22 protein-coding genes are annotated in these 21,407 nt (G+C 41.5%); 7 read left to right on the top strand and 15 right to left on the bottom strand.

The window, feature by feature from the left end:
• Positions 1-26: 26 nt before the first annotated feature.
• Together AC19MV_RS07315 and AC19MV_RS07320 are read left to right on the top strand one after the other, a co-directional pair.
• Positions 27-620, top strand: a complete 594-nt coding sequence (locus tag AC19MV_RS07315) for a phosphoheptose isomerase (protein WP_124017505.1) — start codon at positions 27-29, stop codon at positions 618-620.
• On the top strand, positions 620-1,189 hold the full coding sequence (locus tag AC19MV_RS07320) for a BON domain-containing protein (protein ID WP_498306700.1): 570 nt from the start codon (positions 620-622) through the stop codon (positions 1,187-1,189). Before AC19MV_RS07315 ends, AC19MV_RS07320 begins: the two co-directional genes overlap by 1 nt.
• Before the next feature lie 109 nt (positions 1,190-1,298).
• Here AC19MV_RS07320 and trpS read toward each other — a convergent pair whose 3' ends face one another.
• Genes trpS through rpe form a run of 3 tightly spaced genes read right to left on the bottom strand, consistent with a single transcriptional unit; the run spans position 1,299 to position 3,727 of the window.
• Positions 1,299-2,297 carry a tryptophan--tRNA ligase gene (gene trpS, locus AC19MV_RS07325; RefSeq protein ID WP_432400413.1) on the bottom strand — a complete coding sequence of 333 codons (999 nt, stop codon included), beginning with the start codon at positions 2,295-2,297 and terminating at the stop codon, positions 1,299-1,301.
• A 37-nt stretch (positions 2,298-2,334) separates the two neighbouring features.
• Positions 2,335-3,027 carry a phosphoglycolate phosphatase gene (locus AC19MV_RS07330; protein WP_498306702.1) on the bottom strand — a complete coding sequence of 231 codons (693 nt, stop codon included), beginning with the start codon at positions 3,025-3,027 and terminating at the stop codon, positions 2,335-2,337.
• Between the two features lie 31 nt (positions 3,028-3,058).
• A complete protein-coding gene (gene rpe / locus AC19MV_RS07335; protein ID WP_432400417.1) occupies positions 3,059-3,727 on the bottom strand; it encodes a ribulose-phosphate 3-epimerase in 669 nt (222 codons plus the stop codon).
• Between the two features lie 421 nt (positions 3,728-4,148).
• Here rpe and AC19MV_RS07340 point away from each other — a divergent pair, with 421 nt between their 5' ends.
• Together AC19MV_RS07340 and AC19MV_RS07345 are read left to right on the top strand one after the other, a co-directional pair.
• Positions 4,149-4,520 (top strand): hypothetical protein, encoded by a 372-nt coding sequence (locus AC19MV_RS07340; RefSeq protein WP_498298252.1) that lies wholly within the window; start codon positions 4,149-4,151, stop codon positions 4,518-4,520.
• Positions 4,521-4,525: 5 nt separating this feature from the next.
• Positions 4,526-4,705, top strand: coding sequence for a DUF2970 domain-containing protein (locus tag AC19MV_RS07345; RefSeq protein WP_432400421.1), 180 nt, complete (start codon positions 4,526-4,528; stop codon positions 4,703-4,705).
• 26 nt (positions 4,706-4,731) lie between these two features.
• Here the strand turns inward: AC19MV_RS07345 and AC19MV_RS07350 are convergent, their stop codons facing one another.
• The 9 genes from AC19MV_RS07350 to AC19MV_RS07390 form a co-directional block, all read right to left on the bottom strand.
• Positions 4,732-5,568, bottom strand: coding sequence for a Dam family site-specific DNA-(adenine-N6)-methyltransferase (locus AC19MV_RS07350; RefSeq protein ID WP_498306704.1), 837 nt, complete (start codon positions 5,566-5,568; stop codon positions 4,732-4,734).
• A 130-nt stretch (positions 5,569-5,698) separates the two neighbouring features.
• A complete protein-coding gene (locus AC19MV_RS07355; RefSeq protein WP_498306706.1) occupies positions 5,699-7,093 on the bottom strand; it encodes an ATP-binding protein in 1,395 nt (464 codons plus the stop codon).
• A 19-nt stretch (positions 7,094-7,112) separates the two neighbouring features.
• Positions 7,113-8,189, bottom strand: a complete 1,077-nt coding sequence (gene aroB, locus AC19MV_RS07360; protein ID WP_498298246.1) for a 3-dehydroquinate synthase — start codon at positions 8,187-8,189, stop codon at positions 7,113-7,115.
• A 9-nt stretch (positions 8,190-8,198) separates the two neighbouring features.
• Entirely contained in the window at positions 8,199-8,714 is a 516-nt protein-coding gene (aroK, locus tag AC19MV_RS07365; RefSeq protein ID WP_011635865.1) for a shikimate kinase AroK, read from the bottom strand.
• Positions 8,715-8,995: 281 nt separating this feature from the next.
• The gene (locus AC19MV_RS07370; protein WP_498306708.1) at positions 8,996-11,041 is read right to left on the bottom strand and encodes a type IV pilus secretin PilQ; all 2,046 of its coding nucleotides are present in this window, start codon (positions 11,039-11,041) and stop codon (positions 8,996-8,998) included.
• A 21-nt stretch (positions 11,042-11,062) separates the two neighbouring features.
• Positions 11,063-11,581, bottom strand: a complete 519-nt coding sequence (locus AC19MV_RS07375; protein ID WP_432400431.1) for a pilus assembly protein PilP — start codon at positions 11,579-11,581, stop codon at positions 11,063-11,065.
• Complete coding sequence (locus AC19MV_RS07380; RefSeq protein WP_432400433.1) at positions 11,581-12,195, bottom strand: type IV pilus inner membrane component PilO; 615 nt, start codon at positions 12,193-12,195, stop codon at positions 11,581-11,583. Before AC19MV_RS07380 ends, AC19MV_RS07375 begins: the two co-directional genes overlap by 1 nt.
• On the bottom strand, positions 12,192-12,776 hold the full coding sequence (locus tag AC19MV_RS07385) for a PilN domain-containing protein (RefSeq protein ID WP_498298240.1): 585 nt from the start codon (positions 12,774-12,776) through the stop codon (positions 12,192-12,194). The genes AC19MV_RS07380 and AC19MV_RS07385 overlap by 4 nt, the downstream gene beginning before the upstream one ends.
• The gene (locus AC19MV_RS07390; RefSeq protein ID WP_432400437.1) at positions 12,764-13,843 is read right to left on the bottom strand and encodes a pilus assembly protein PilM; all 1,080 of its coding nucleotides are present in this window, start codon (positions 13,841-13,843) and stop codon (positions 12,764-12,766) included. The genes AC19MV_RS07385 and AC19MV_RS07390 overlap by 13 nt, the downstream gene beginning before the upstream one ends.
• A gap of 188 nt (positions 13,844-14,031) precedes the next feature.
• Between AC19MV_RS07390 and AC19MV_RS07395 the strand changes: the two genes are divergently transcribed.
• Positions 14,032-16,626, top strand: coding sequence for a penicillin-binding protein 1A (locus AC19MV_RS07395; RefSeq protein ID WP_432400439.1), 2,595 nt, complete (start codon positions 14,032-14,034; stop codon positions 16,624-16,626).
• Between the two features lie 117 nt (positions 16,627-16,743).
• On the opposite strand, the gene yjjG is transcribed toward AC19MV_RS07395, so the two are convergent.
• The 3 genes from yjjG to AC19MV_RS07410 form a co-directional block, all read right to left on the bottom strand.
• Positions 16,744-17,436 (bottom strand): pyrimidine 5'-nucleotidase, encoded by a 693-nt coding sequence (gene yjjG, locus AC19MV_RS07400; RefSeq protein ID WP_498306710.1) that lies wholly within the window; start codon positions 17,434-17,436, stop codon positions 16,744-16,746.
• Positions 17,437-17,596: 160 nt separating this feature from the next.
• Complete coding sequence (locus AC19MV_RS07405; RefSeq protein ID WP_498306712.1) at positions 17,597-18,664, bottom strand: phosphotransferase enzyme family protein; 1,068 nt, start codon at positions 18,662-18,664, stop codon at positions 17,597-17,599.
• Positions 18,665-18,777: 113 nt separating this feature from the next.
• On the bottom strand, positions 18,778-20,070 hold the full coding sequence (locus AC19MV_RS07410; RefSeq protein WP_498306714.1) for a hypothetical protein: 1,293 nt from the start codon (positions 20,068-20,070) through the stop codon (positions 18,778-18,780).
• A 368-nt stretch (positions 20,071-20,438) separates the two neighbouring features.
• Here AC19MV_RS07410 and gmk point away from each other — a divergent pair, with 368 nt between their 5' ends.
• Both gmk and rpoZ read left to right on the top strand, forming a co-directional pair.
• Complete coding sequence (gene gmk, locus AC19MV_RS07415) at positions 20,439-21,062, top strand: guanylate kinase (protein WP_432400447.1); 624 nt, start codon at positions 20,439-20,441, stop codon at positions 21,060-21,062.
• 60 nt (positions 21,063-21,122) lie between these two features.
• Positions 21,123-21,401 (top strand): DNA-directed RNA polymerase subunit omega, encoded by a 279-nt coding sequence (gene rpoZ, locus AC19MV_RS07420; protein ID WP_188957460.1) that lies wholly within the window; start codon positions 21,123-21,125, stop codon positions 21,399-21,401.
• The last annotated feature ends 6 nt before the right edge of the window (positions 21,402-21,407 follow it).

Here is a 21,407-nt window from a genome sequence, read left to right on the forward strand (position 1 = left end):
AGATTATTTATCGTAAGGATTGTTGCATGTTAGAACGTATTAAAGATAGTTTCACCGAATCAATTCAGACCAAAATTGATGCTGCTGAAGCGCTACCTGAGTCAATTGAAAAAGCAGCAGAGATGATGGTGCAATGTCTTCTTGGCGGCAATAAAATTCTATCTTGCGGTAATGGTGGTAGTGCTGGCGATGCGCAACATTTTTCAGCAGAATTACTGAACCGTTATGAAATTGAGCGTCCGCCGTTACCGGCTATTGCATTAAGCTGCGACACATCCACCATTACCGCTATTGCTAACGATTACAGCTACGATGAGATTTTTTCTAAGCAAATTTTAGCCTTAGGTCAACCAGGTGATATTTTACTGGCCATTTCAACCAGTGGTAACTCTGGCAACATCATCAAAGCAATGGAAGCAGCTTTAAGCCGCGATATGACCATTGTTGCCTTAACCGGTAAAGACGGTGGTGCAATGGCAGGCTTAATGAGCGCGGGTGACGTGGAAATCCGTGTACCATCAAATGTGACTGCACGTATTCAAGAAGTGCACTTACTGGTCATTCATTGCTTGTGCGATAACATCGACCGCACCTTATTCCCACAGGATGAGCAGGCATAATGAATAGATTATTCGTCGTCTCTGTATTTGCATTACTGCTTCAAGGGTGTGCTGGTGCCGTTATGGTTGGTGCTGTGAGCGGTGCTAAAATGGCAAATGATGAACGTAGCATGAGTACGCAAATCAGCGACACCAATGCTGACTTTACGATTGCGAGCGCCTTGTCTAAATACGATGACTTGAATAATCAAACCAATATCGCTGCTGTTGTAATGAATAATAATGTATTGATGATTGGCCAGGCGCCAAACTCAATGCTGCGCGATAAAGCGATTAGCGTTGTGCAAGACTTACAAATTGGCGGCAAGATACATAATCAAATCCGTATTGGTACGCCAACCTCTTTTACCACGCGCAGTAATGACACTTGGGTAACCACCAAAGTAAAAGGGCGCATGCTAAACGAAAAGTCGCTCGACATTACCCGCATTAAAGTGGTTACCGAAAATGGCGAAGTATTTTTACTTGGGTTAATTGACCGTAAACAAGCTGATTTAGCGGTTGAGATTGCGCGCAACACTGCAGGTGTACGTAAAGTAGTTAAGGTGTTTGAGTACACAGAACTTTAACCTCAGCTATGCTATGCCATTATTGAAAAGCCATCGACTATCGATGGCTTTTTTATGGATAAAAAAAACCAGTGAATCATCACTGGCTTTGGGTGGTTATCGACTTGGTTTATACAATCAAACCAATTTTGTCGTAAACCTTTTTAATGGTCACTTCTGCACGAGCTCGGGCTTTTTCAGCGCCTTCTGCCATGACTTGTCTTAAGAATGCATCATCTGCACGGTATTCTTTAAAGCGGGCTTGTAATGGCTCTAACATGCCAACAACAGCTTCACCGGTGGCCACTTTCAAATGACCATACATTTTGCCTTCAAACTCAGCTTCTAATGACGCAATTGATTGCCCTGTACAGCCAGACATTAAACTCAATAGGTTAGACACACCAGGCTTTTGCTCCATATCAAAACGCACAACTGGCGGCTCTTCGCTGTCAGTCATGGCTTTTTTCACTTTCTTTAAAATCGCTTTAGGATCTTCAAGTAGCCCAATCACGTTATTGCGGTTGTCATCTGACTTGGACATTTTTTTCAACGGGTCTTGCAGCGACATCACCTTAGCGCCATGCTCAGGAATGAACGGCTCAGGAATGGTAAACGTGTCGCCGTATGCGTTATTGAAACGAGTAGCAATATCGCGTGTTAGCTCTAAGTGTTGCTTTTGGTCTTGGCCGACGGGGATTTCATTGGCTTGATAAAGCAAAATGTCCGCTGCCATTAATACTGGGTAACCGTATAAACCAACATTGATGTTATTGGCGTGCTTTTGCGACTTGTCTTTAAACTGTGTCATGCGATTTAACTCACCCATTTGGGTGTAACAGTTTAACGCCCAACCTAATTGGGTGTGCTGTGGTACTTGTGATTGAATAAACACAGTGCTTTTTTTAGGGTCAACACCACAAGCAAGATAAAGCGCTAAGGTGTCTAAACAGGCCTCACGCAGTTTTTGCGGATCTTGACGAACCGTTATGGCATGTAAATCTACGACGCAGTATAAGCAATCATGGCTATCTTGCATGGCAACCCATTGACGTAGTGCGCCCATATAATTACCTATGGTTAATTCGCCTGATGGCTGTGCACCGCTGAGAACTATGGGTTTGGTCATGTGTTTTATTGCTCCAGATTATCTTATAAAATTCAAATTATTGAGAAAGTAAGTATTGCGCTATGTCGGCAAAGTTTTCGCATACCGCATTAGGTTCACTTAAGCCGATATCTTCGCCGTAGTTATAGCCGTAGGTCAAGCCAATCGACATGACATTTGCCGCTTTGGCCGCTAAAATATCATTCTTTGAGTCACCCACCATCAGTAATTGTGTGGTATTTAATTGCCATTGCTGTAATAAATGCTGCAAAGGCATTGGATCGGGTTTCATTTTAGCCAGCGAGTCGCCACCTAATACCTCAGAAAACAATCCATCGAGACCAAACGCACTGAGTAATGGCACGGTAAAACGGTACGGTTTATTGGTCACTACGGCCAGTTTATAACCCGCTTGCTTTAATTGTTGCAATACGATGAGTACATCTGAGTACAACCGGCTGTGCTGCTGTAAGTGCTCACCATAATGATGCATAAAGCGTGGCATAACCTGTGTTAACTGTGTTTGTAATTCAGCGCTATCTTGTGCCGTTGAAGAGGCATAGCTTAACGCTCTTTGCATCAGCACTTGTGCACCATTGCCTACCCAACTGCGGACTAACTCTTCTGATACCGAGGGTAAATGACATTCAACCAAAGTGGCGTTAGTCGCGGCGGTTAAATCCGGGACACTATCAATTAATGTCCCATCTAAATCAAACGCTATGGCTTGAATATTTGTCCATTGATTCATCGACAACCTCACTTTGGTTTACCTGTATGGATTACACTTTGGCTAATTCAGCACGCATTTGATCAACTACGACTTTGTAATCTGGTTGATTGAAAATAGCTGAACCGGCGACAAACATATCGGCACCCGCTGCGGCAATCTCTGCGATATTGTCAACTTTAACACCGCCATCCACTTCTAAACGAATATCAAAGCCACTGGCATCAATAAGCGCACGAACTTGGCGAAGCTTGTCGAGTGTATGTGGAATAAATGACTGACCACCAAAACCAGGGTTAACTGACATCAACAAAATGACATCTAATTTGTCCATAACATGGTCAAGATAATGCAGTGGCGTCGCCGGATTAAACACTAAGCCCGCTTTACAACCTGACTCTTTAATCAGTTGTAATGTACGGTCGATATGTTCAGATGCTTCAGGATGGAAGGTAATAATTGATGCTCCCGCTTTAGCAAAGTCAGGAATGATACGGTCGACCGGCTTAACCATAAGATGCACATCAATATCTGCTGTGATCCCATAATTGCGTAAAGCAGTACAAACCATGGGTCCAATTGTTAGGTTAGGAACATAATGATTATCCATTACGTCAAAGTGGACCACGTCTGTACCGGCATCTAATACGGCTTTAACATCATCACCTAAACGGGCGAAATCGGCAGACAAAATCGATGGTGCTATTAAAAATGGGCGCATAATCTTCTCTATTGGCAGATCAAAGTGACGACATTTTACCCTTTGCAGCGACAAGCCTCTAGGTTGAAAAGCTAAAAAAGCCCTAGAGTGACGGATATTTGTCAAAAAATAGAGCAGAAGTCGGATTTGTTGCTTTTTACTCATAAAGCAGTGTTCAATAACTAAGCTATTTTGCTATAATAAAAAATGTTACTTATTATGTCAGAGCAATAGAAAATACAGCTTATAAAGTAACAAACAATAAAACATGAAGTGCGGGGTTGATTATCGGCACTCAATGCAACACATGAATACGATTGATTAGATTTTAAAGACTGAATACTCCGTCGCCACATAAACTATTAGCAACTATTAGCTTCGCTTGAGTTTATTGCAACACATATTCAGGCGCCGAGCATAAACCACGGATAGGGTATACCTTATGGTTAAGCAATTATTAAGCAAAATTTCTGGTCGTGATGGTAAATTTTTACCAACACCGGTTTATGCTGTATTTGCAACTTCAGCTTGTGTGCTGCTCATTAGCCAAGTCATGATGGCAAGTGAAGCGGAAACAGCAAGCACTAAAGCGTGTGTATGTGATAGTAGCAACAGCTACAATGCCAGTTTACCAAGCAGTCATCCTGCCAACCGTTGCGCACAACAATCAGATAACGTCAGTTGGGGAAATTGGGTAACTGGCAATAGTCGTTCTAGCCAATTTCATTTTATCGATTTGCTAGAGCTGATCCACGGACATAAAGATAAACCGCTCCAAGATATGCCTACCTCTAGCAGCCCTAAGCAGATATAAATAGCATGTCTTTATGGCAAGTTTTCAGTAGTACTGTTGCAGCCTTTTTTGGGGTGCAAACAGAGCGCAATCGACAAAAAGACTTCAAGTCACAATCCCCACTGCCTTTTATTATCATGGGCATCATTTTAGCGATAGGCTTAGTGTTAACCTTAGTCTTGATCGTTAATCAGGTATTGAGTTAACTGTACCATTCCCACAAATTTAATCGCTAATCATCATGACGATAATGGTGATCGTATAGCGCCATTATTTCATCGACTTTATTGCGTGAACTGCCTTTTGGGCTAATATTTCTTTGTACTGAAATAGTCGAAAAAGCCGCACCGCGATATAACTCACGAGTCAGCGGAATATCATGATTACTGATTAATACTGGGATATTACGTTCGTGCGCAATATGTCTTGAATGACGCGCGAGCAGCGCTTGATCATCCAAACTAAAACCCGGGCCTGCATAAGTCGTAAAACTGGCTGTGGTTGATAAAGGTGCATATGGCGGGTCACAATAAATCACATCACCCGCATTCGCTAATTCAAAGGCTTGCTCATAACTAATACACTTAAAGGTCGCTTTTTTCGCCTTTATAGAAAAATGACGAATTTCGGCTTCAGGAAAATACGGCTTTTTATAAGAGCCGAATGGCACGTTAAAGCCACCTTTACGGTTATAACGACATAGACCATTAAAACCATGACGGTTCATATACAAAAAGTACACCGAACGAATAAACGGATCGAGCGTGGCATTAAACTCTGTACGGACTCGATAATAAGCTTCGCTATTATTCATATCATCAACAAACATTGCCTTAGCCGCTTGAATATAAGCATCTGGCTGCTGTTTAACAATGTTATACAGATTGATTAAATCTTGATTGATATCGCACAACAAGTAGTGCTCATAATCAGTATTAAGAAAAACCGACCCCGCGCCCACAAAGGGTTCAATCAGGCGGTTTCCTGCAGGAAGGTGCTTTGCTAGCTCATCAACGAGTTTGTATTTTCCGCCCGCCCACTTTAGAAAGGCTCTATGCTTTTTTATCATGAATAGGAACTATGCCAGCAAAATTAAAGCTGAAGATTGTACTCTGTTTAGTGGCAATTATCATCGGGTAAAATCGATTAAATAACCAGAAGATGCACATTATTGAATCGAGCTAAAAATCCATGAAGGATTAGTCTACCCGTTGATAATCGGTTAGATCGGCCCATTTTCTTACCCAGGGGGCCGCTAAGCGATATTGAGTTTGAATTTGCTTCGATTTAGCTTCTGCTGCAGAGGAGGTATCAAAATCTCCGAGAAAAATCACAAATCGTTGTTTGTAACTCATAATATACACATGCGGCTCTTGAGCTAACTTAGTCAAAATAGGCGACAATGAAGACTTATCATTAACGCTAGCGAGCTGAAGCGTAAAGCCTTTGATTTTATGCGGCGTCTTATCACGCTCTACAATCTGTTGAGGCTGGCTAACCGCTTGGGGTTGCGCTTTGGGGAGCTTACCCTGGAAAGACAACCCTTCTAGCGAAGAATAAACCTCTACATCGGTATGATTGTCGATAGGCACAACATCTGGATCAACATTAAGTTCTATGTCCGTTTGTTTCGCTTCGACTTGTTGTTTAATCAGCAAATCAGCTTGCTGATTAGCAATTTGTTTAGTCTGTGCTAAATAACGTTGCGTAAAGTAAGGCGCTAACTTAAGTTCGCCATATTCCACCAAGAATGAATGAGCTTGCTTTCTACTCTCTGCCTGCGTTGCCGTTAATTCAAGTGAGGGTTTTGATACGTCTACTGCCGAGAAGTGGTTATTAATAAGCCAGCCACTCACCAGTAAACATAATACCACTACAGTGGAAATCGCAAACTTAACCAACATAGATTTTGGTTTTTGCATGTCTTCAGGGGACTCTAACGCTAGCATCAACAAATCAACGACTTCTTTAGGAGTGCCTAACTGTTTTTCGAGTTGTTTATGAATTATTTCACGAGGTATAAAGGGAGTTTTTTGGCTACGTAGTAATAAGCTTTGATATAAACCGTCGCGCTCAGAAATGGGGAGCGGCTCTATATTGACTTGTAGTAAAAGAGCTCGGGTTTTATCCGCAATATCCGCTGTTAAGCTACGCCAGAAACTAGGCTCAATCGTCATCGTGACAGCAACAGGTTTACCGGCACAGCGAATTTGGCTCAATAGAATACATTCTGCCCAAATATCTTTTGGCAGCAAATGAGCATCATCAATAATAATGTGTAGCGGTTTATCTAGACTTGATTGGATCCTAAGCACAGTATCCATTAAGGGACGTTCGTCATCAAAAATGGGGGCTGAAATTAATTGCACCAGTATTTTACGACGTATTTCAGCGCTGTCAGCATGCTGAGGGCACACAACAAGAGCTGAATTATAGTCATCTAACTCACTCGCCAATGCGGCAACAAGCGTAGACTTTCCTGCACCTTTATCGCCACATAACACCAGTAATTGTTCACTGTAACTGGCAATATGTTGTAAACGCTGAACTAGCGCTTCTTGAGTGGGTAGTAATAAAAGTCCTGAAGCAGTCAAAGAATCACCACACTTGAGTTTACGCGCGGTTAATAACCTGTTTGAGTAAGTCTTCACTGACATCAGAGAAAACATCAGCGTGACCGATTTGAGTCGGTAATATTAAGCGAATTTTTCCGCCTAACACTTTCTTATCACGACGCATATGCTTAATAAAGCGTTCAAAATCCATTGATTTAGGTGCTTTAATTGGCAAATCGAAAGCTTGCATGAGCAGAGTAATTCTCTCCACATAAACTTCATCGAGTAAGTTTAACTCTTGAGCCGTTTGAGCAGCAAGAATGGTGCCTGCAGCCACAGCTTCACCATGTAACCATACTCCATAGCCCATTTCAGCTTCGATTGCATGACCAAAGGTATGACCAAGATTGAGCAATGCTCGTACGCCTTGTTCAGTTTCATCTTGTTCGACAACGTCAGCTTTAATTTGGCAACATTTTGCTATTGCATAAGTTAATGCATCGGTATCAAGTGCTTTTAATGGCTCTACATTCTGTTCCAGCCATTGAAAGAAATCTGCATCCCAAATGATGCCATATTTGATCACTTCAGCCATACCTGCTGCAAATTCCTTTGCCGGTAATGTCTGTAAACATAACGTATCAATAATGACTGATTTAGGTTGGTAAAAAGAACCAATCATGTTCTTACCAAGAGGATGGTTAACCGCAGTTTTCCCCCCTACAGATGAATCAACTTGTGAGAGTAATGTTGTCGGGACTTGAATAAAATCGATGCCTCGCTGATAACATGCCGCGGCAAAGCCTGTCATATCACCAACCACACCACCGCCTAAGGCAACTAATACTGAATCTCGAGCAAAGTTATGTTCGAGTAATCCACTAAAAATTAAGTCGAGGTGTTGTAAATCTTTATATTTTTCGCCGTCTGGCAAAATAACTGTTTCAATAGATGTGCAAACGCTCATCGCTTGTTGTACCTGTTTAAGGTACAACGGAGCAATGGTATCGTTTGAAACAATTAGGGCTTTTTTATGTTGTAGGTAGCGAGTAAAAATCTCGCTGTCATTCATCAAATTCTGGCCAATGTAAATGGGGTAACTTCTATCACCTAATTGAACCTGAATCTGTTGCATGCGTTTTACCTAAAAGCCAAGTTGCTCGATAATTTGGTTAGCGACGATCTTCGCGCTTTGTTCGTCAGTCTTAACGATGACATCTGCAATCTCTTCATACAAAGGATTACGGATCTCAGCTAAGCTTTCGAGCACTTCACGTGGATCATCTACTTGTAACAACGGACGACGCTTATCACGCTGAGTGCGCGCAACTTGCTTGTCTATCGTTGTTTCTAAGTAAACAACTATACCTCGAGCAGAAAGATAATTGCGGATATCTTTACTCTGAACAGAACCACCACCTGTTGCGAGAACGATACCTTGCCTTTCTGAAAGATCACCGATGACTTGAGCTTCACGTCTACGGAAGCCTTCCTCACCTTCAACATCAAACACCCAGGCAATATCTGCACCGGTACGTTGTTCAATCTCGTGATCTGAATCGTGGAAATCTAAATGCAGCATTTGCGCCAGATGGCGACCAATTGTGCTTTTACCTGCGCCCATAGGGCCTACCAGAAAAATATTGCGTTTTTCAGCCATTTCGTATACGTCTGAATCTTATATGGAAGAATGCCTTATCGACTTAAACTCAAGCCGACCTATAATTTAACCTTGCTCTAATGAGACTTGACGGAGGATTATCTCAGTTAAGGGCTATTACTTGCAAGCCATCGGCGCTATTTAAACTGATTTAATTCATTTACGCCATAAAACACCGCGATTTCCAGCTTATTAAAGCTGGACAATTTACAATAAAAAACCAGCTACAAGTAGCTGGTTTCTTGATACTCAACATACGTAAATCATGTTGATTTAGCTTACTATTTCTCTGTTACGATTTTCGGAGTAACAAATATCAATAGCTCTTGACGCTCATTAGAATCTGATGTGTTTCTAAACAAAAAACCAACCAACGGAATATCACCTAAAATAGGCACTTTGTTTACACTACTAATGAGATTTTGTTGATAAATACCACCAAGTACAATTGTTTCACCATTATTGACGAGCACTTGAGTGCCAATCCGCTGGGTATCAATTGCCACGGCATCACCTGTGCCGGTAGAGACGGTTGTACCTTGTGAGTCTTGAGTTATTTCAAGATCTAGGATAACACGGTCATCCGGTGTAATTTGAGGCGTTACACGCAGTGACAATACCGCTTTTTTAAAGCTTACAGTAGTTGCACCGCTCGAGGCAGATTCAACATACGGGATCTCAACACCTTGCTCAATATATGCCGACTTCTGATTTGACGTCGTAATTCGAGGGCTGGCAATAATTTCACCTTTGTTTTCTTGCTCTAAGGCGCTCAATTCAAAATCAAGTACCGTGCCGTCAGCCAATTTCGCAACATGGAATGCAATGCTCGATGCTGAAGTCGCGGCTGAAGGTAAGTTGACATTTAAGCGGTCACTGATACTTGGAATAACGCCACCGGCAATACTTGCTGCGCCTTCAAGCGTTCCAGATGTGCCATCAGAGCCTTGTTGATCAGTAATACCCCAACGAACACCTAAGTCTTCACTGACATCATCTTTTACCGTCACCATGCGCGCTTCAATTAACACTTGCTTGATGGGGATATCAAGCACTTCGATTAGACGATGTATATTTTCTAAAATCTCAGTCGTGTCTTTAACCAATAAAGTATTAGTACGCTCATCTACCGCCACACTGCCGCGATTAGATAATAATGTTGAGTCTGTGGTTTTAAGTAATTCTGCAATATCGATAGCTTTTGCATAATTAATTTGTAAATACTCTGAATACAGAGGCGCTAACTCTTTGACTTCTTGTTTATTTTTAAGGTCATTACTTTCACGGATCGCCAGTTCTTCACTAGGCGCAACCATTAAAATATTACCTTCAATGCGTTTATCTAGACCTTTGGTTTGCAAGATTAGATCTAACGCTTGATCCCAAGGCACATCATCTAAACGTAAAGTAATCTCTCCCTCAACCGTGTCACTGGTCACTAAGTTAAAGTTGTTATAATCAGCAATAATCTGCAGCACTGTGCGCACAGAAATATTTTGGAAGTTTAACGATAATGAACGTCCATTATATTTTTTAGCTTCTTTGGCAACAGACACTCGCTCAACTTTATCAATGCTCACTTTAAATACATCACCATCTTGGCGATAGTTGTAATCATAGTTACCATTAATATCAACCATTACCCGCGCAGTTAAATCGTCTTTAAAGGTCTCAAAGCTGCTCACTGGCGTAGCGAAATCTTGTACATCCATGACATACAGTAAGTCGTTACCTATATCAGTATTGTATAGTTTGATTTCGAGTTTAGATCCTACCTGCTCAACATTGGCAGCAACTGAACGATTACTTAAATTAAATAATATTTCTCCGCCACCGGTTTTATTGCGGCGAAAATCAATACTTTTAATACCATTCACAAAAGGGTTATTAGCTTGATCTGGACCAGCGACATCGTCGTTAATCGTTAATCGATAGCTATTACCTACAATTTTACCTTGGTAAGGTTTAACCTTATTTAAGGCAACAATAATTTGCAGATCACCACCTTGTTGCTGGGCGGTAAGTTTTTCAACACCCACACTATCGACCGGTATGACGCCTTTATTTAAATTAGATATTGTGTCTGCAAAATTAAGCATAATTTCTGCAGGTTCAGCAGAAAGATCGACCGTAGGCGATGTCACTTCTGATTCAAAAACCAATTCTAATTCTAATTGGTGATCCACCATAGAATGATATTTTACGTCAATAAGACGATTAGCAGCTAATGCGTTTGGCACAATACCAACGATTAATACTGCACCGATAAGCGCTCTACAAAATGATGAGTTTGTTATTGCTTTTTTCATCGCGGCAGAAGATTCCATTATTCCCTCATCCTTCGCACGTTATTTTCCTGAAAGTTCTAAGTTACTGGATCTTTCTGCCCAGCAACCTGAACCATCAGGGATTAATTCTATAATTTCGATAAATTGCGGAGTTACTTTAGCAATTCGGCCATGATAAAGCCCTAAATATTCACCTACACCTAAACGATAAACATTGGCATCAGTTGATTCAACTAAAGCCCAAATTGTACCGTCTTCACTCAGTGTTCCGCGCATTCTTAAATTGTCGAGTGCGTAGGTTTCTAAGCGCCCTTTTCGACGTTTTAAGTCAGGTTGTAAACAGTCTTTAGACGTATCGATAACTTCTTCTGTTAATTCCCTTGAAGGCGGAACAAAAGGACTACGCATAAGTTCTGCTTGATATGCAAAATGTTCAAACTTTGGTGTCTCTTTTAAAGGCGGAATACGTGCGACATGTTGCGCCTTAGTAGTAGTAACAAATAGCTCTAAATCACTACGATCGCCAATACAACCTGTTAATAAAAACACCATAACTACAAAAAGAGGTAATAATTTCATTATTTTATCCCCTTATTTGCAGGTGTTAATTCAGCACCTTCTTTAAAGCGATACGTTTTAGCCAGAATATCCATGGATAACTCGCCAGCATCGTTTCGCTTAATAACAAAGTCGTGCAAACTAACAATACGAGGCAGTTTTGCCACACCGCTTACCATATTGCCAATTTCATGATAATCGCCTTCTACGGCCATTTTAATTGGGAATTCGATATAAAAATCACGTTCGATTTCATTATCCCAATCTAAGCTGTTTATGCGTAACCCAGCATCTGTAGCAACAAAGGTTAAGTCATCGAGTAGACCTGGCATTTCGTTTTCAGAAGGCAGCATTTTTAATAATTCTGCAAACTGAGCTTCCATTACCACTAGCTGTTCACGGTACAGTTTAAGGTTGGCAGCTAAACGGTATTTAGTTTCAAAATCCTCACGCAATTGAATTTCTTTAGCTTGTTCAGCTTCCATAATATCAATTGAGTCGGCAATAAATAAATAATAACTGCCCCCAATAACACAAAGCGATAAAAACGCGGCAAACACCACTTTAACTAATTTAGGCCAACCACCAATGTTCTCAAAATCGATATCATTAAATTGATCTAGGTCGAGATTCATTTTCTCGCTCCTTGGCTGGTATCGACAGCAGTTGCCTGAGAATCATCACGGATCGTGACACGTAACTTAAAGCTTTGTAACTGCCTTAATTCTTCGTTTTGTGTCACGATTGATTGCATATTAGGATCGTTTAGATAAGAAGATGTTTTCACCTTCCGCATCATATTGGCCACGTTATTGTTTGACTCACTACGGCCTTCTATCCACAATATACTGCCTTTCTTTTCAATGCTCGAAAGGTAAATCCCTGGCGGCACTATTCGCACTAATTCATCTAAAACATGAGTGGGCAAATTACGTGATTGTTGTAAATTAAGAATAATCTCGGTGCGACGTTCAATATCTTGCTTACGTTCAGTGATTTTCCTGATTTCAGCAATTTGCGTATCTAACAAATCAATTTCAGATTGCAAATAAGCATTACGCTGACGCTGATCATCCGCCACGACTTCTAAAAAGCTTAGAAACAAATAGACCAATAGTGATGTCACTAAAAAAACAAGCGCTAACACACCAATATAATCACGCTTTTGTTTTTCTCTGGCTTCTTCACGCCAAGGTAATAGGTTTATGTTCGCCATTGAGCATAACTCCTTAGCGCAAGACCACATGCCACCATATACTTACTCATAGTAGGTTGAAGTTGGCTTTTCATGACATCGTCTGCGTGTAAACAGCCTTGAAAAGGATCGGCGACAATGGTGAGAGCACCTAATTCATTTGTTAGTAGCTCCGCCATTCCTTCTAATTTTGCCGTGCCACCACATAACACAATGTAGTCGACTTTTTCACGGCCGCTAGCGGTACAGTAAATTTGAAGGGTACGCTTTATTTGTTGTAACAATTGGGTTTGAAAAGGAGATAATACTTCGAACATATAATTTCGAGGTAGTTGTCCTGTCACTTTGGCACGTTCGGCTTCATCATGTGGCATGCCATAAAACGATAGAATAGATTGCGTAAACAATTCACCACCAAAAGCTTGCTCACGAATAAACGTGGTCTCACCTTTTTCAACAACTGAGAACGTTGTCATATTGGCGCCAATATCTACCATTGCAATAGACTTTTGTTTTGCACCTTCAGGCAATTGGCCATAAATTAACTCCGCTGAACGGCCTAATGCATAAGCTTCGACATCGACAACTTTAACATCCAGCTCAACGGCATCTAATGCGTCTACTCGAGAGTCAATATTTTCGCTTCGACATGCACTTAATAACACATCGACTTTTGTTGGGTCGGTGACGTTGGCACTCAGTCGTTCAAAATCAATACTGACCTCATCAAGCGAATAAGGAATAAGGTTGTCAGCTTCAATTTCAATCTGAGCTTCCATCTCTTCTTCGTTTAACGCTGCATCCATATAGATGACTTTGGTCATTACAGCAGATCCTGATACTGCTACCGCAGCAAATTTTACCGACTTAGGTAAAATACGCTTAATCTGTCGCAGCGACTCCAGTACAGCTTCAGAATCACGAATATCATGATCGACTACAGCTCCCTTTCTAACAGGAACTGACGCATGATTTTGAATTTTATATCCATCCGCAGTCTTGCTCAACAAAATGGCTTTTATTTCATGAGACCCAATATCAATCCCAACCATCTGAGGTGCTTGACGCTTCCATAGTTTAGAAAGCATAGTCCGTCATCACAATTCTATTATTATTTTGTAAGAGATTAGCACATAATCAACTCGTTATAAGTATTTGTATAAAATGTTTCGACATTTTACAAATACTATTTTAACTAGATCATGTTTTACTTCACCAAAAACACTGTGGCTTATATACTAGCACTACTATTTTTGTTTTTTCTTGGAATTATCGAGTGAAGTGGTTTAAACGTTTATTGATTGCCTTTTTTAGCCTATCACTTTTAGGAATCGCTGCTATTGCTGCGGCTTACTTCTATGTGCTGCCCGATTTGCCCGATGTTAATTCATTAAAAACGGTCCAATTACAAACTCCACTGCGAATATACAGCCAAGACGGCAAACTGATTTCTCAGTTTGGCGAGAAGCGCCGTATTCCAGTTGAGTATGATGACGTACCAGTGCAATTAATTAATGCGGTACTTGATACCGAAGATGCCCGTTTTTTTGAACACAGAGGTATTGATCCTATTGGGATTATCCGTGCTGCAACCATTTTGATTACCACAGGTAAAAAAAGCCAAGGGGCGAGTACGATTACGCAACAGGTTGCCCGAGGTTTCTTTTTATCGAATGAAAAAACGTATATACGTAAAGTAAAAGAAATCTTTTTAGCTTTAAAAATTGAAAAAGCATTATCGAAAAAAGAAATTTTAGCCCTTTATTTAAACCGTTCATTTTTAGGTAACCGTGCTTATGGCGTAGGTGCTGCAGCGCAAGTGTACTACGGCAAAGAGTTAAACCAATTATCACTACCAGAAATGGCAATGATAGCAGGCCTCCCTCAGGCGCCATCGGCTGCAAACCCAATACGAAACCCAGAACGCGCTATGACACGCCGCAATTGGGTGTTAAGCCGCATGCTAGAAAAACGTAATATTACCCAAGCCGAATATGAAGAAGCCATAAACAGTCCATCAACGGCTAAATATCATGGCGCAGAAATTGACTTATACGCACCATATGTCTCTGAGATGGCGCGTGATTACATGATCCAAAAATTCGGTGAAGAAGCCGCTTACACTAACGGTTATAACGTATACACCACCATTTCATCTGACTTGCAGTTAATGGCCCAAGAATCTTTACGCGATAATGTTTTCGCCTACGATCAACGCCACGGCTACCGTGGTGCTGCAGCCGAGTTATGGACTGATAGTCCATTACAACGTGATGAGATTATTGATACCTTAAAACGTACAGCATCAATGCAAGGCATTATTCCTGCTGCCGTCATGAATGTCAGTGAACAACAAGCACAGGTATTAGATAGTGATGGCCAGCTCATCACCTTAGAATGGAAAGGCTTAAAATGGGCGCGCAAATTTATTAGCGACAAACGCCAAGGTCTGCCACCAAAACAAGCAAGCGACATTCTCACCGCGGGCCAACAAGTTTGGATCCGCAACAACGGTAAACATTGGCAACTATCGCAAATTCCATTGGTCTCTAGCGCAACGGTCTCACTTGAGCCGCATAACGGCGCAATCAAAACATTGGTCGGTGGTTTTAGCTTTAGCCAAAGCCAGTTTAACCGTGTAACACAAGCCAAACGTCAGCTGGGTTCAAACATTAAACCGTTTATTTATGCTGCCGCGCTTGAAAAAGATTACACCTTGGCAACGCTTATTAACAATGCGCCTATTAACAAGCCTGATACTCGTCAAGGCACTGCATGGCGCCCTAAAAATTCACCTGATATTTATGGCGGCCCTACGCGTTTACGTGTCGGATTAGCACAATCAATCAACGTGATGTCTGTTCGCGCAATGCGTCATGCCGGATTAGATAACACGATTAAAGAGCTGATTAAATTTGGCTTTGATCCTAATGACTTACCTCGCAATGAATCTTTAGCGTTAGGCTCGCCATCGGTAACGCCTCTACAGGTCGCTACCGCCTTTAACGTATTTGCAAATGGTGGCTATTTGGTTGAACCGTATTTTATTGACCATGTTACTGATGGTTATGACAATATGATTGAGCAAACCATACCTGCTATTGCATGCGATATGCCTCAAGATACTGCGCAAGTGGCAGTCGAAGTTGAAGACCCGTTTGCGGCCATGGCTGATGAGTTGTCTCAACCGGAAATAGAGCAACCCTTTGCGACTCAAGAGACTGATAAGTTAGAAACACAAACAGCATTAATGAGCGCAGAAGAAAACGTCTGTAGTAATCCTAATGCACGCTTTGCTAAAAAGGTGGTTTCAGAGCAAACCGCATTCTTAATTACTGAAGCGCTGAAGAGTGTTATTTGGGGTGGTGGTGACTGGAGCCACGGAACCGGTTGGAACGGCACGGCATGGCGCGCCGCGAAACTGATTAAACGTCACGATATCGCAGGTAAAACCGGGACAACAAACGAAGCGAGAGACACATGGTTTAGTGGTTTCAATCCAACTTTAACCGCAACATTCTGGGTTGGTTTTGATGACCACGGCCGTCAGCTAGGTCGCTCAAGCTGGGTAGCAAACGGCGAGCCAGACCAGATTTCAGGTGGTGAAGCAGGAGCCAAAACAGCAGGTCCAGGCTGGAATGACTTTATGAATAAAGCGCTTGCTGGCACAACTGAACATGCGGTTATTCCACCAAAGGGAATCGTGTCTGCACGGATAGATTTAGCGACAGGTAAATTAACTCGCAAAACAGATCATACAACCGAGTTTGAATATTTTGTCGAAGGGACCGAACCTAAAGAGTACGTCCCAGATACCCAACTAAATGGCGATATCTTTATCGACAATGTTGCAGAAGATTTATTCCAATAAGTCATTGTAAATGACCCCAATAAAAAAGCCATTCAGTCGAATGGCTTTTTTATTTTCTTAATATCACTATCTTCAAGCGGCGCACTCATTGGCCTTAAATAATGATTAACGAACAGTTTAATTTGAATGCAACAATTGGTGTAATTCAGTCAAATTACTCACTTGATAACTCGGCGCAATATCATCACTCACCGCGGCACCATGATGATTCAACCAACAGGTATCAATACCGGCATTATTACCCCCTAAGATGTCTGAATGCAGGTTATCACCCACCATCAGTATCTGGTGCTTCTCTGGCTCACCCATTAAGCTAAATGCATGATTAAAGATGGCAACATCTGGTTTTGCTTTACCAAGTTGTTCAGAAATAACCACTGGACTAAACGCATCTTGAAACCCGGTGCGGCTTAAGCGGATACTTTGCAATTCGGTAAAGCCATTCGTGATAATACCTAAATTGACTCTACCGGTTAATGAATCGACTAACTCGCGCGCACCAGGTAACGGCTGACAAATATCAGCCATTGCCGCTAAAAACTGGCTATTTAAATGTTGAGGCGTCACAGATAACTTACTTGCCCATTCATTAAAACGTGTATGTTGCAAATGCGCAGCGGTAATTAAACCGTTTTGATATTCTACCCAAAGTGGTTTGTTAACTTGCTGGTAAAGCGTAAAATCGTTAGCATTAAATTCAATATCAAAACGCGAAAACATTAATTTCAATCCTGCAAAAGCATCAAAATGAAATAACGTTTCATCTGCGTCAAATAAAATCCATTTATACTTATTTAGTAAAGTAGACATCAAAACAACCTTATTTTTCTATGACATAAAAGCTAACTTGAGTGAACTAACCTCATCTCGGGCTAATAAACGGCTATCAAATTGCCCTTTAGTTTGCTATCGAATCGACCAAGTTTTGACATTTAGAGCTCTATATCTAACATTCTACCCCAAGCTGAGGTTAACTAAATAAAGGCATTAATTGCGGCTCTTGTTTAATTAGGCTTTGATAGATAGTTAACTGGTTTATTGCGCGGTCTAGATTATGTTGTGGGTGTGCAATAGTAAAATAAACATCCCCATTTAAATAGTCAGTTAAAAAACGTGTACCCAGCATTAAGGCCATCACCTTAATACCCAACCACAAGCTCTGCTTTTCTAACGGGGTAATAATTGTGTTTAGCGCTTTTACATAGGCATTTGTAGCACTGATAATAATCTCAGGCCGAGCGTAAACATGATTAAGTGCGGTTGAGTCTTCGGGTTCTGGAGAACAAAATGCCCGCACCATATCGCCAAAGTCATACATTAAATAACCAGACATACAAGTATCTAAGTCAATAATAGCCAGGCTAGACATATCGCGTTTATCAAAGAGCATATTATTGATTTTGGTATCATTGTGGCATATTCGCTTAGGCAACTTTGCTTCAAAGTCAGCCAACATTAGCAAAATGTCTGTTTGCGACAACACGAAATCAGCCCATTTTTGACACACTGATAATCTGCTATGGGGATCACCTGTCACCGCATGAGTTAATTGATTGATACGCAGAGGTAGATTTAAAAAGTTGGGGATAACATCAACAATGCTATCGGAGGGCATATCGCTGAGCACTGCTGCAAAATGACCAAAAGCATAAGCGGCCACTTCTGCTTGCTGCGCCTGAGTCACCACTTCAATAGTATGGCTATAATCGATGTAATCAATCGCGCGCCAAAAACCTTGCTCATCTAAGTTGAGCCCAAGCGCGCCAGAGCTTGTTACCACGGGACTCACAACATGTAACGAATACTGATTATTTTGACGCTTCGATGATAAATGCCGACTAATTTTAGCGGCATTATTCACTACGACATCTGGCAAGGTAAAAACTGACGTATTGATTCGTTGTAGCACTATTTTGCTAACCGAATCGGTCACCAAAAAGGTGTGGTTAATATGGCCATTACCAAGGCGGCTAATGGTTGCACTAGCCGCATCAATACCAAATTGAGGCAACACAACTTGCCTAATAAACTCAATCAATCAAACACTCCATCTGAGATTGCCATCGATTATTAGCCCTACCTTACTCAACGCTTTGGACACTTAGTACTGAGGCTTCTCAAGCGGTGGCATACAAACAATAACACTACACACTATTGACTCAATAATGACTCAAACTGCGCGTTTTGCATTAATGCTGCTTGGCTGCCTTTAAGGCTGAATTCATAGCCACACAATTTGAAATTCCCACGCAATGCCACATGATTCACCATGACACTTTTATCTAGCGGGGTAAATCGGGCTTCTGTCGCACCATCAGCCACTAAGTCGACTGTCATGGGTCTAAATTGACTGCCATCATTAAATTCAAGATTTGCGCAGGTTTTATCTCCCACAGCGCTGGCTAAACGCCATAAGTTCTGTGCATCACCGGCATCACCCAACCAGCGCAAAATAAGCACATCACCTTCAAGAGCAAGCCAAAAACCGTCGGGCAGTTTAACCATTTGCCGGGTCATGCTCATAGGCTCAATGACGCCTTGAGTCATTTGTGACTCGCCTTCATCATCTGAATTAGAAAAAGCATTGACCACTAGCATCACAAGGTAAATGACTAAACAAACAACCGCTATACCCGCTAAAATTTTACCCGCCAGAATCAACTTTACCTGATGCGACTTTGCCACATTAATCCACGATTTAGCCAACTCAGTAATGGACCCTGATTTTAATGCGTCTTCATCTACATATAATGGCTGATGGCTGCGTTCACGGTTAGTTGAAAACATATCGCCGTCGGGTTCATCGTCAACATGACCATGCATATATGGCTCATCGTGCATGGTGTCAGTATTCGTCATCACGTTTTGAGTGTCATCCTCAACGACTGAATGGCTCGCGGCAACCGCCTGCACAACGTTATTATGTTGCTCCGCATGGTCATGTGACACATGTTCAAATGCATTAATAGGTGCATCCGTTGAGGATGGCGTAATTAACGCTTGGCCTTTCATCACTGGATCTTGACGGCGATGCATAGCACTAGGAACAGACCCCATAACCATATCTGGGCCGTAATAACCTAGTACATACTGGATTTGATTTTTGCTCGGTAAAAAACTCAAATAAGCGCCACAAGCCAAACCGAATAAAAATAAACCTGCTAACGCACCAAATGGCGCCATAAAATAGGCCGATAGACCAAAAAGTAATACAGGTAATAAACACACAACAATCAATTTACGGGTTTTATTTGCATCAAATAAACGACGCATTGCAGACAAACCCACTACAGGTAATGACATTAAGGTGAATATCAAAATGATGACACTTGCAGGAAAGACTATGGTTGTCATACTCAACAACGCAAATGCCGCAAATACTATGGCCATTAACCTTAGACCCGTGTCACGACCTTCGCGGCACAGCAGGGTTTTTACTAACATCAAACATTCCTATATTGGTTTACTGAGTTGGGATATACAAAACATCATAAATACAGTGAATTAACCTTATGCAATGCCACAAAAACAACAGATACAATGCTGGAAAACGCGACAAATAAGACACAACAACTAGTCATTTCACACAATAGCGCAAAGCCTACAGAATTTATCCTATAAAGCCAGACCCAACGTGTGTTTTAAGCAATTATTTTATTGAAATCATATCTTAGTACCCATGCCAATATTTCAATTATTGCATCACACTTACTAGACGTAATTCTAAAGGTTTATAGCGCTAGCATAACCTTACTATTAACGAGTATAATATTAAGCTTTCTTAATGAATATTCGGATGAGAAACCCAATTTATGAGCACTCGTGGAAATCTTTTTATTGTGTCAGCCCCTAGCGGCGCAGGTAAATCGTCTCTTATCTCGGCACTGTTAAAAGATAAACCCAGCGATAAACAGGTTTCTGTGTCGCATACCACTCGCCAACCTCGCCCAGGCGAAGTAAACGGCCAACATTACCATTTTGTCGATGTTGAGCAATTTAAAGCATTAATCGCACAAGATGCTTTTATTGAGTGGGCTGAAGTTTTTGGTAATTATTACGGCACATCAAAAACCGTAATAGAACAAACGCTAGCAAAAGGTATCGACGTATTTTTAGATATCGACTGGCAAGGTGGCGAACAAGTTAAAACGCTCATGCCTGATGCTATTGGGGTGTTTATTTTACCGCCATCAAAAGCCGAGCTTGAACGCCGCTTAACGGGTCGAGGTCAAGACAGCCAAGACGTCATCGACTCACGTATGGCGCAGGCAGTATCAGAAATGTCGCACTTTTCACAATATGAATTCGTGATTGTGAATGATGACTTTGAGAGTGCGTTGGCAGATTTAACCGCGATTATTCGCAGCCAAAGGCTAACCTGTGCTAGTCAGCAGCATACCCACAATGATATGCTTGTTGATCTCTTGGCAGATTAATTGTCATAGTGTACAATTTTGCGTCATTTTTTCCCATAGATAACACTGGAGTTTCAACACATGGCTCGCGTAACTGTAGAAGACGCCGTAAACAAAATCGGCAACCGTTTTGATATGATCCTGGTTGCAGCGCGTCGCGCACGCCAAATCGCTGTGCAAGGTAAAGACCCTATGGTTGATGAGATGAATGATAAACCAACGGTTATCGCTTTACGTGAAATCGAATTAGGTTTAGTCACCTCAAACACTTTAGATGCTGATGAGCGCCAAACTGTTCGTGAACGTGAAGCTGCTGAAATTGCCGCTGTCGCAGCCATTGCAGAAGGCCGCGTTTTATAAGGAGTA

The sequence above is a fragment of the Shewanella sp. MF05913 genome, from assembly GCF_059758095.1.

Excerpts from the sequence above, each read along its gene's own strand:
- AC19MV_RS07315 (WP_124017505.1), top strand. The coding sequence starts at position 27 with ATGTTAGAACGTATTAAAGATAGTTTCACCGAATCAATTCAGACCAAA.
- AC19MV_RS07320 (WP_498306700.1), top strand. The coding sequence starts at position 620 with ATGAATAGATTATTCGTCGTCTCTGTATTTGCATTACTGCTTCAAGGG.
- trpS (WP_432400413.1), bottom strand. The coding sequence starts at position 2,297 with ATGACCAAACCCATAGTTCTCAGCGGTGCACAGCCATCAGGCGAATTA.
- AC19MV_RS07330 (WP_498306702.1), bottom strand. The coding sequence starts at position 3,027 with ATGAATCAATGGACAAATATTCAAGCCATAGCGTTTGATTTAGATGGG.
- rpe (WP_432400417.1), bottom strand. The coding sequence starts at position 3,727 with ATGCGCCCATTTTTAATAGCACCATCGATTTTGTCTGCCGATTTCGCC.
- AC19MV_RS07340 (WP_498298252.1), top strand. The coding sequence starts at position 4,149 with ATGGTTAAGCAATTATTAAGCAAAATTTCTGGTCGTGATGGTAAATTT.
- AC19MV_RS07345 (WP_432400421.1), top strand. The coding sequence starts at position 4,526 with ATGTCTTTATGGCAAGTTTTCAGTAGTACTGTTGCAGCCTTTTTTGGG.
- AC19MV_RS07350 (WP_498306704.1), bottom strand. The coding sequence starts at position 5,568 with ATGATAAAAAAGCATAGAGCCTTTCTAAAGTGGGCGGGCGGAAAATAC.
- aroB (WP_498298246.1), bottom strand. The coding sequence starts at position 8,189 with ATGCAACAGATTCAGGTTCAATTAGGTGATAGAAGTTACCCCATTTAC.
- aroK (WP_011635865.1), bottom strand. The coding sequence starts at position 8,714 with ATGGCTGAAAAACGCAATATTTTTCTGGTAGGCCCTATGGGCGCAGGT.
- AC19MV_RS07370 (WP_498306708.1), bottom strand. The coding sequence starts at position 11,041 with ATGGAATCTTCTGCCGCGATGAAAAAAGCAATAACAAACTCATCATTT.
- AC19MV_RS07375 (WP_432400431.1), bottom strand. The coding sequence starts at position 11,581 with ATGAAATTATTACCTCTTTTTGTAGTTATGGTGTTTTTATTAACAGGT.
- AC19MV_RS07380 (WP_432400433.1), bottom strand. The coding sequence starts at position 12,195 with ATGAATCTCGACCTAGATCAATTTAATGATATCGATTTTGAGAACATT.
- AC19MV_RS07385 (WP_498298240.1), bottom strand. The coding sequence starts at position 12,776 with ATGGCGAACATAAACCTATTACCTTGGCGTGAAGAAGCCAGAGAAAAA.
- AC19MV_RS07390 (WP_432400437.1), bottom strand. The coding sequence starts at position 13,843 with ATGCTTTCTAAACTATGGAAGCGTCAAGCACCTCAGATGGTTGGGATT.
- yjjG (WP_498306710.1), bottom strand. The coding sequence starts at position 17,436 with ATGTCTACTTTACTAAATAAGTATAAATGGATTTTATTTGACGCAGAT.
- AC19MV_RS07410 (WP_498306714.1), bottom strand. The coding sequence starts at position 20,070 with ATGTTAGTAAAAACCCTGCTGTGCCGCGAAGGTCGTGACACGGGTCTA.
- gmk (WP_432400447.1), top strand. The coding sequence starts at position 20,439 with ATGAGCACTCGTGGAAATCTTTTTATTGTGTCAGCCCCTAGCGGCGCA.
- rpoZ (WP_188957460.1), top strand. The coding sequence starts at position 21,123 with ATGGCTCGCGTAACTGTAGAAGACGCCGTAAACAAAATCGGCAACCGT.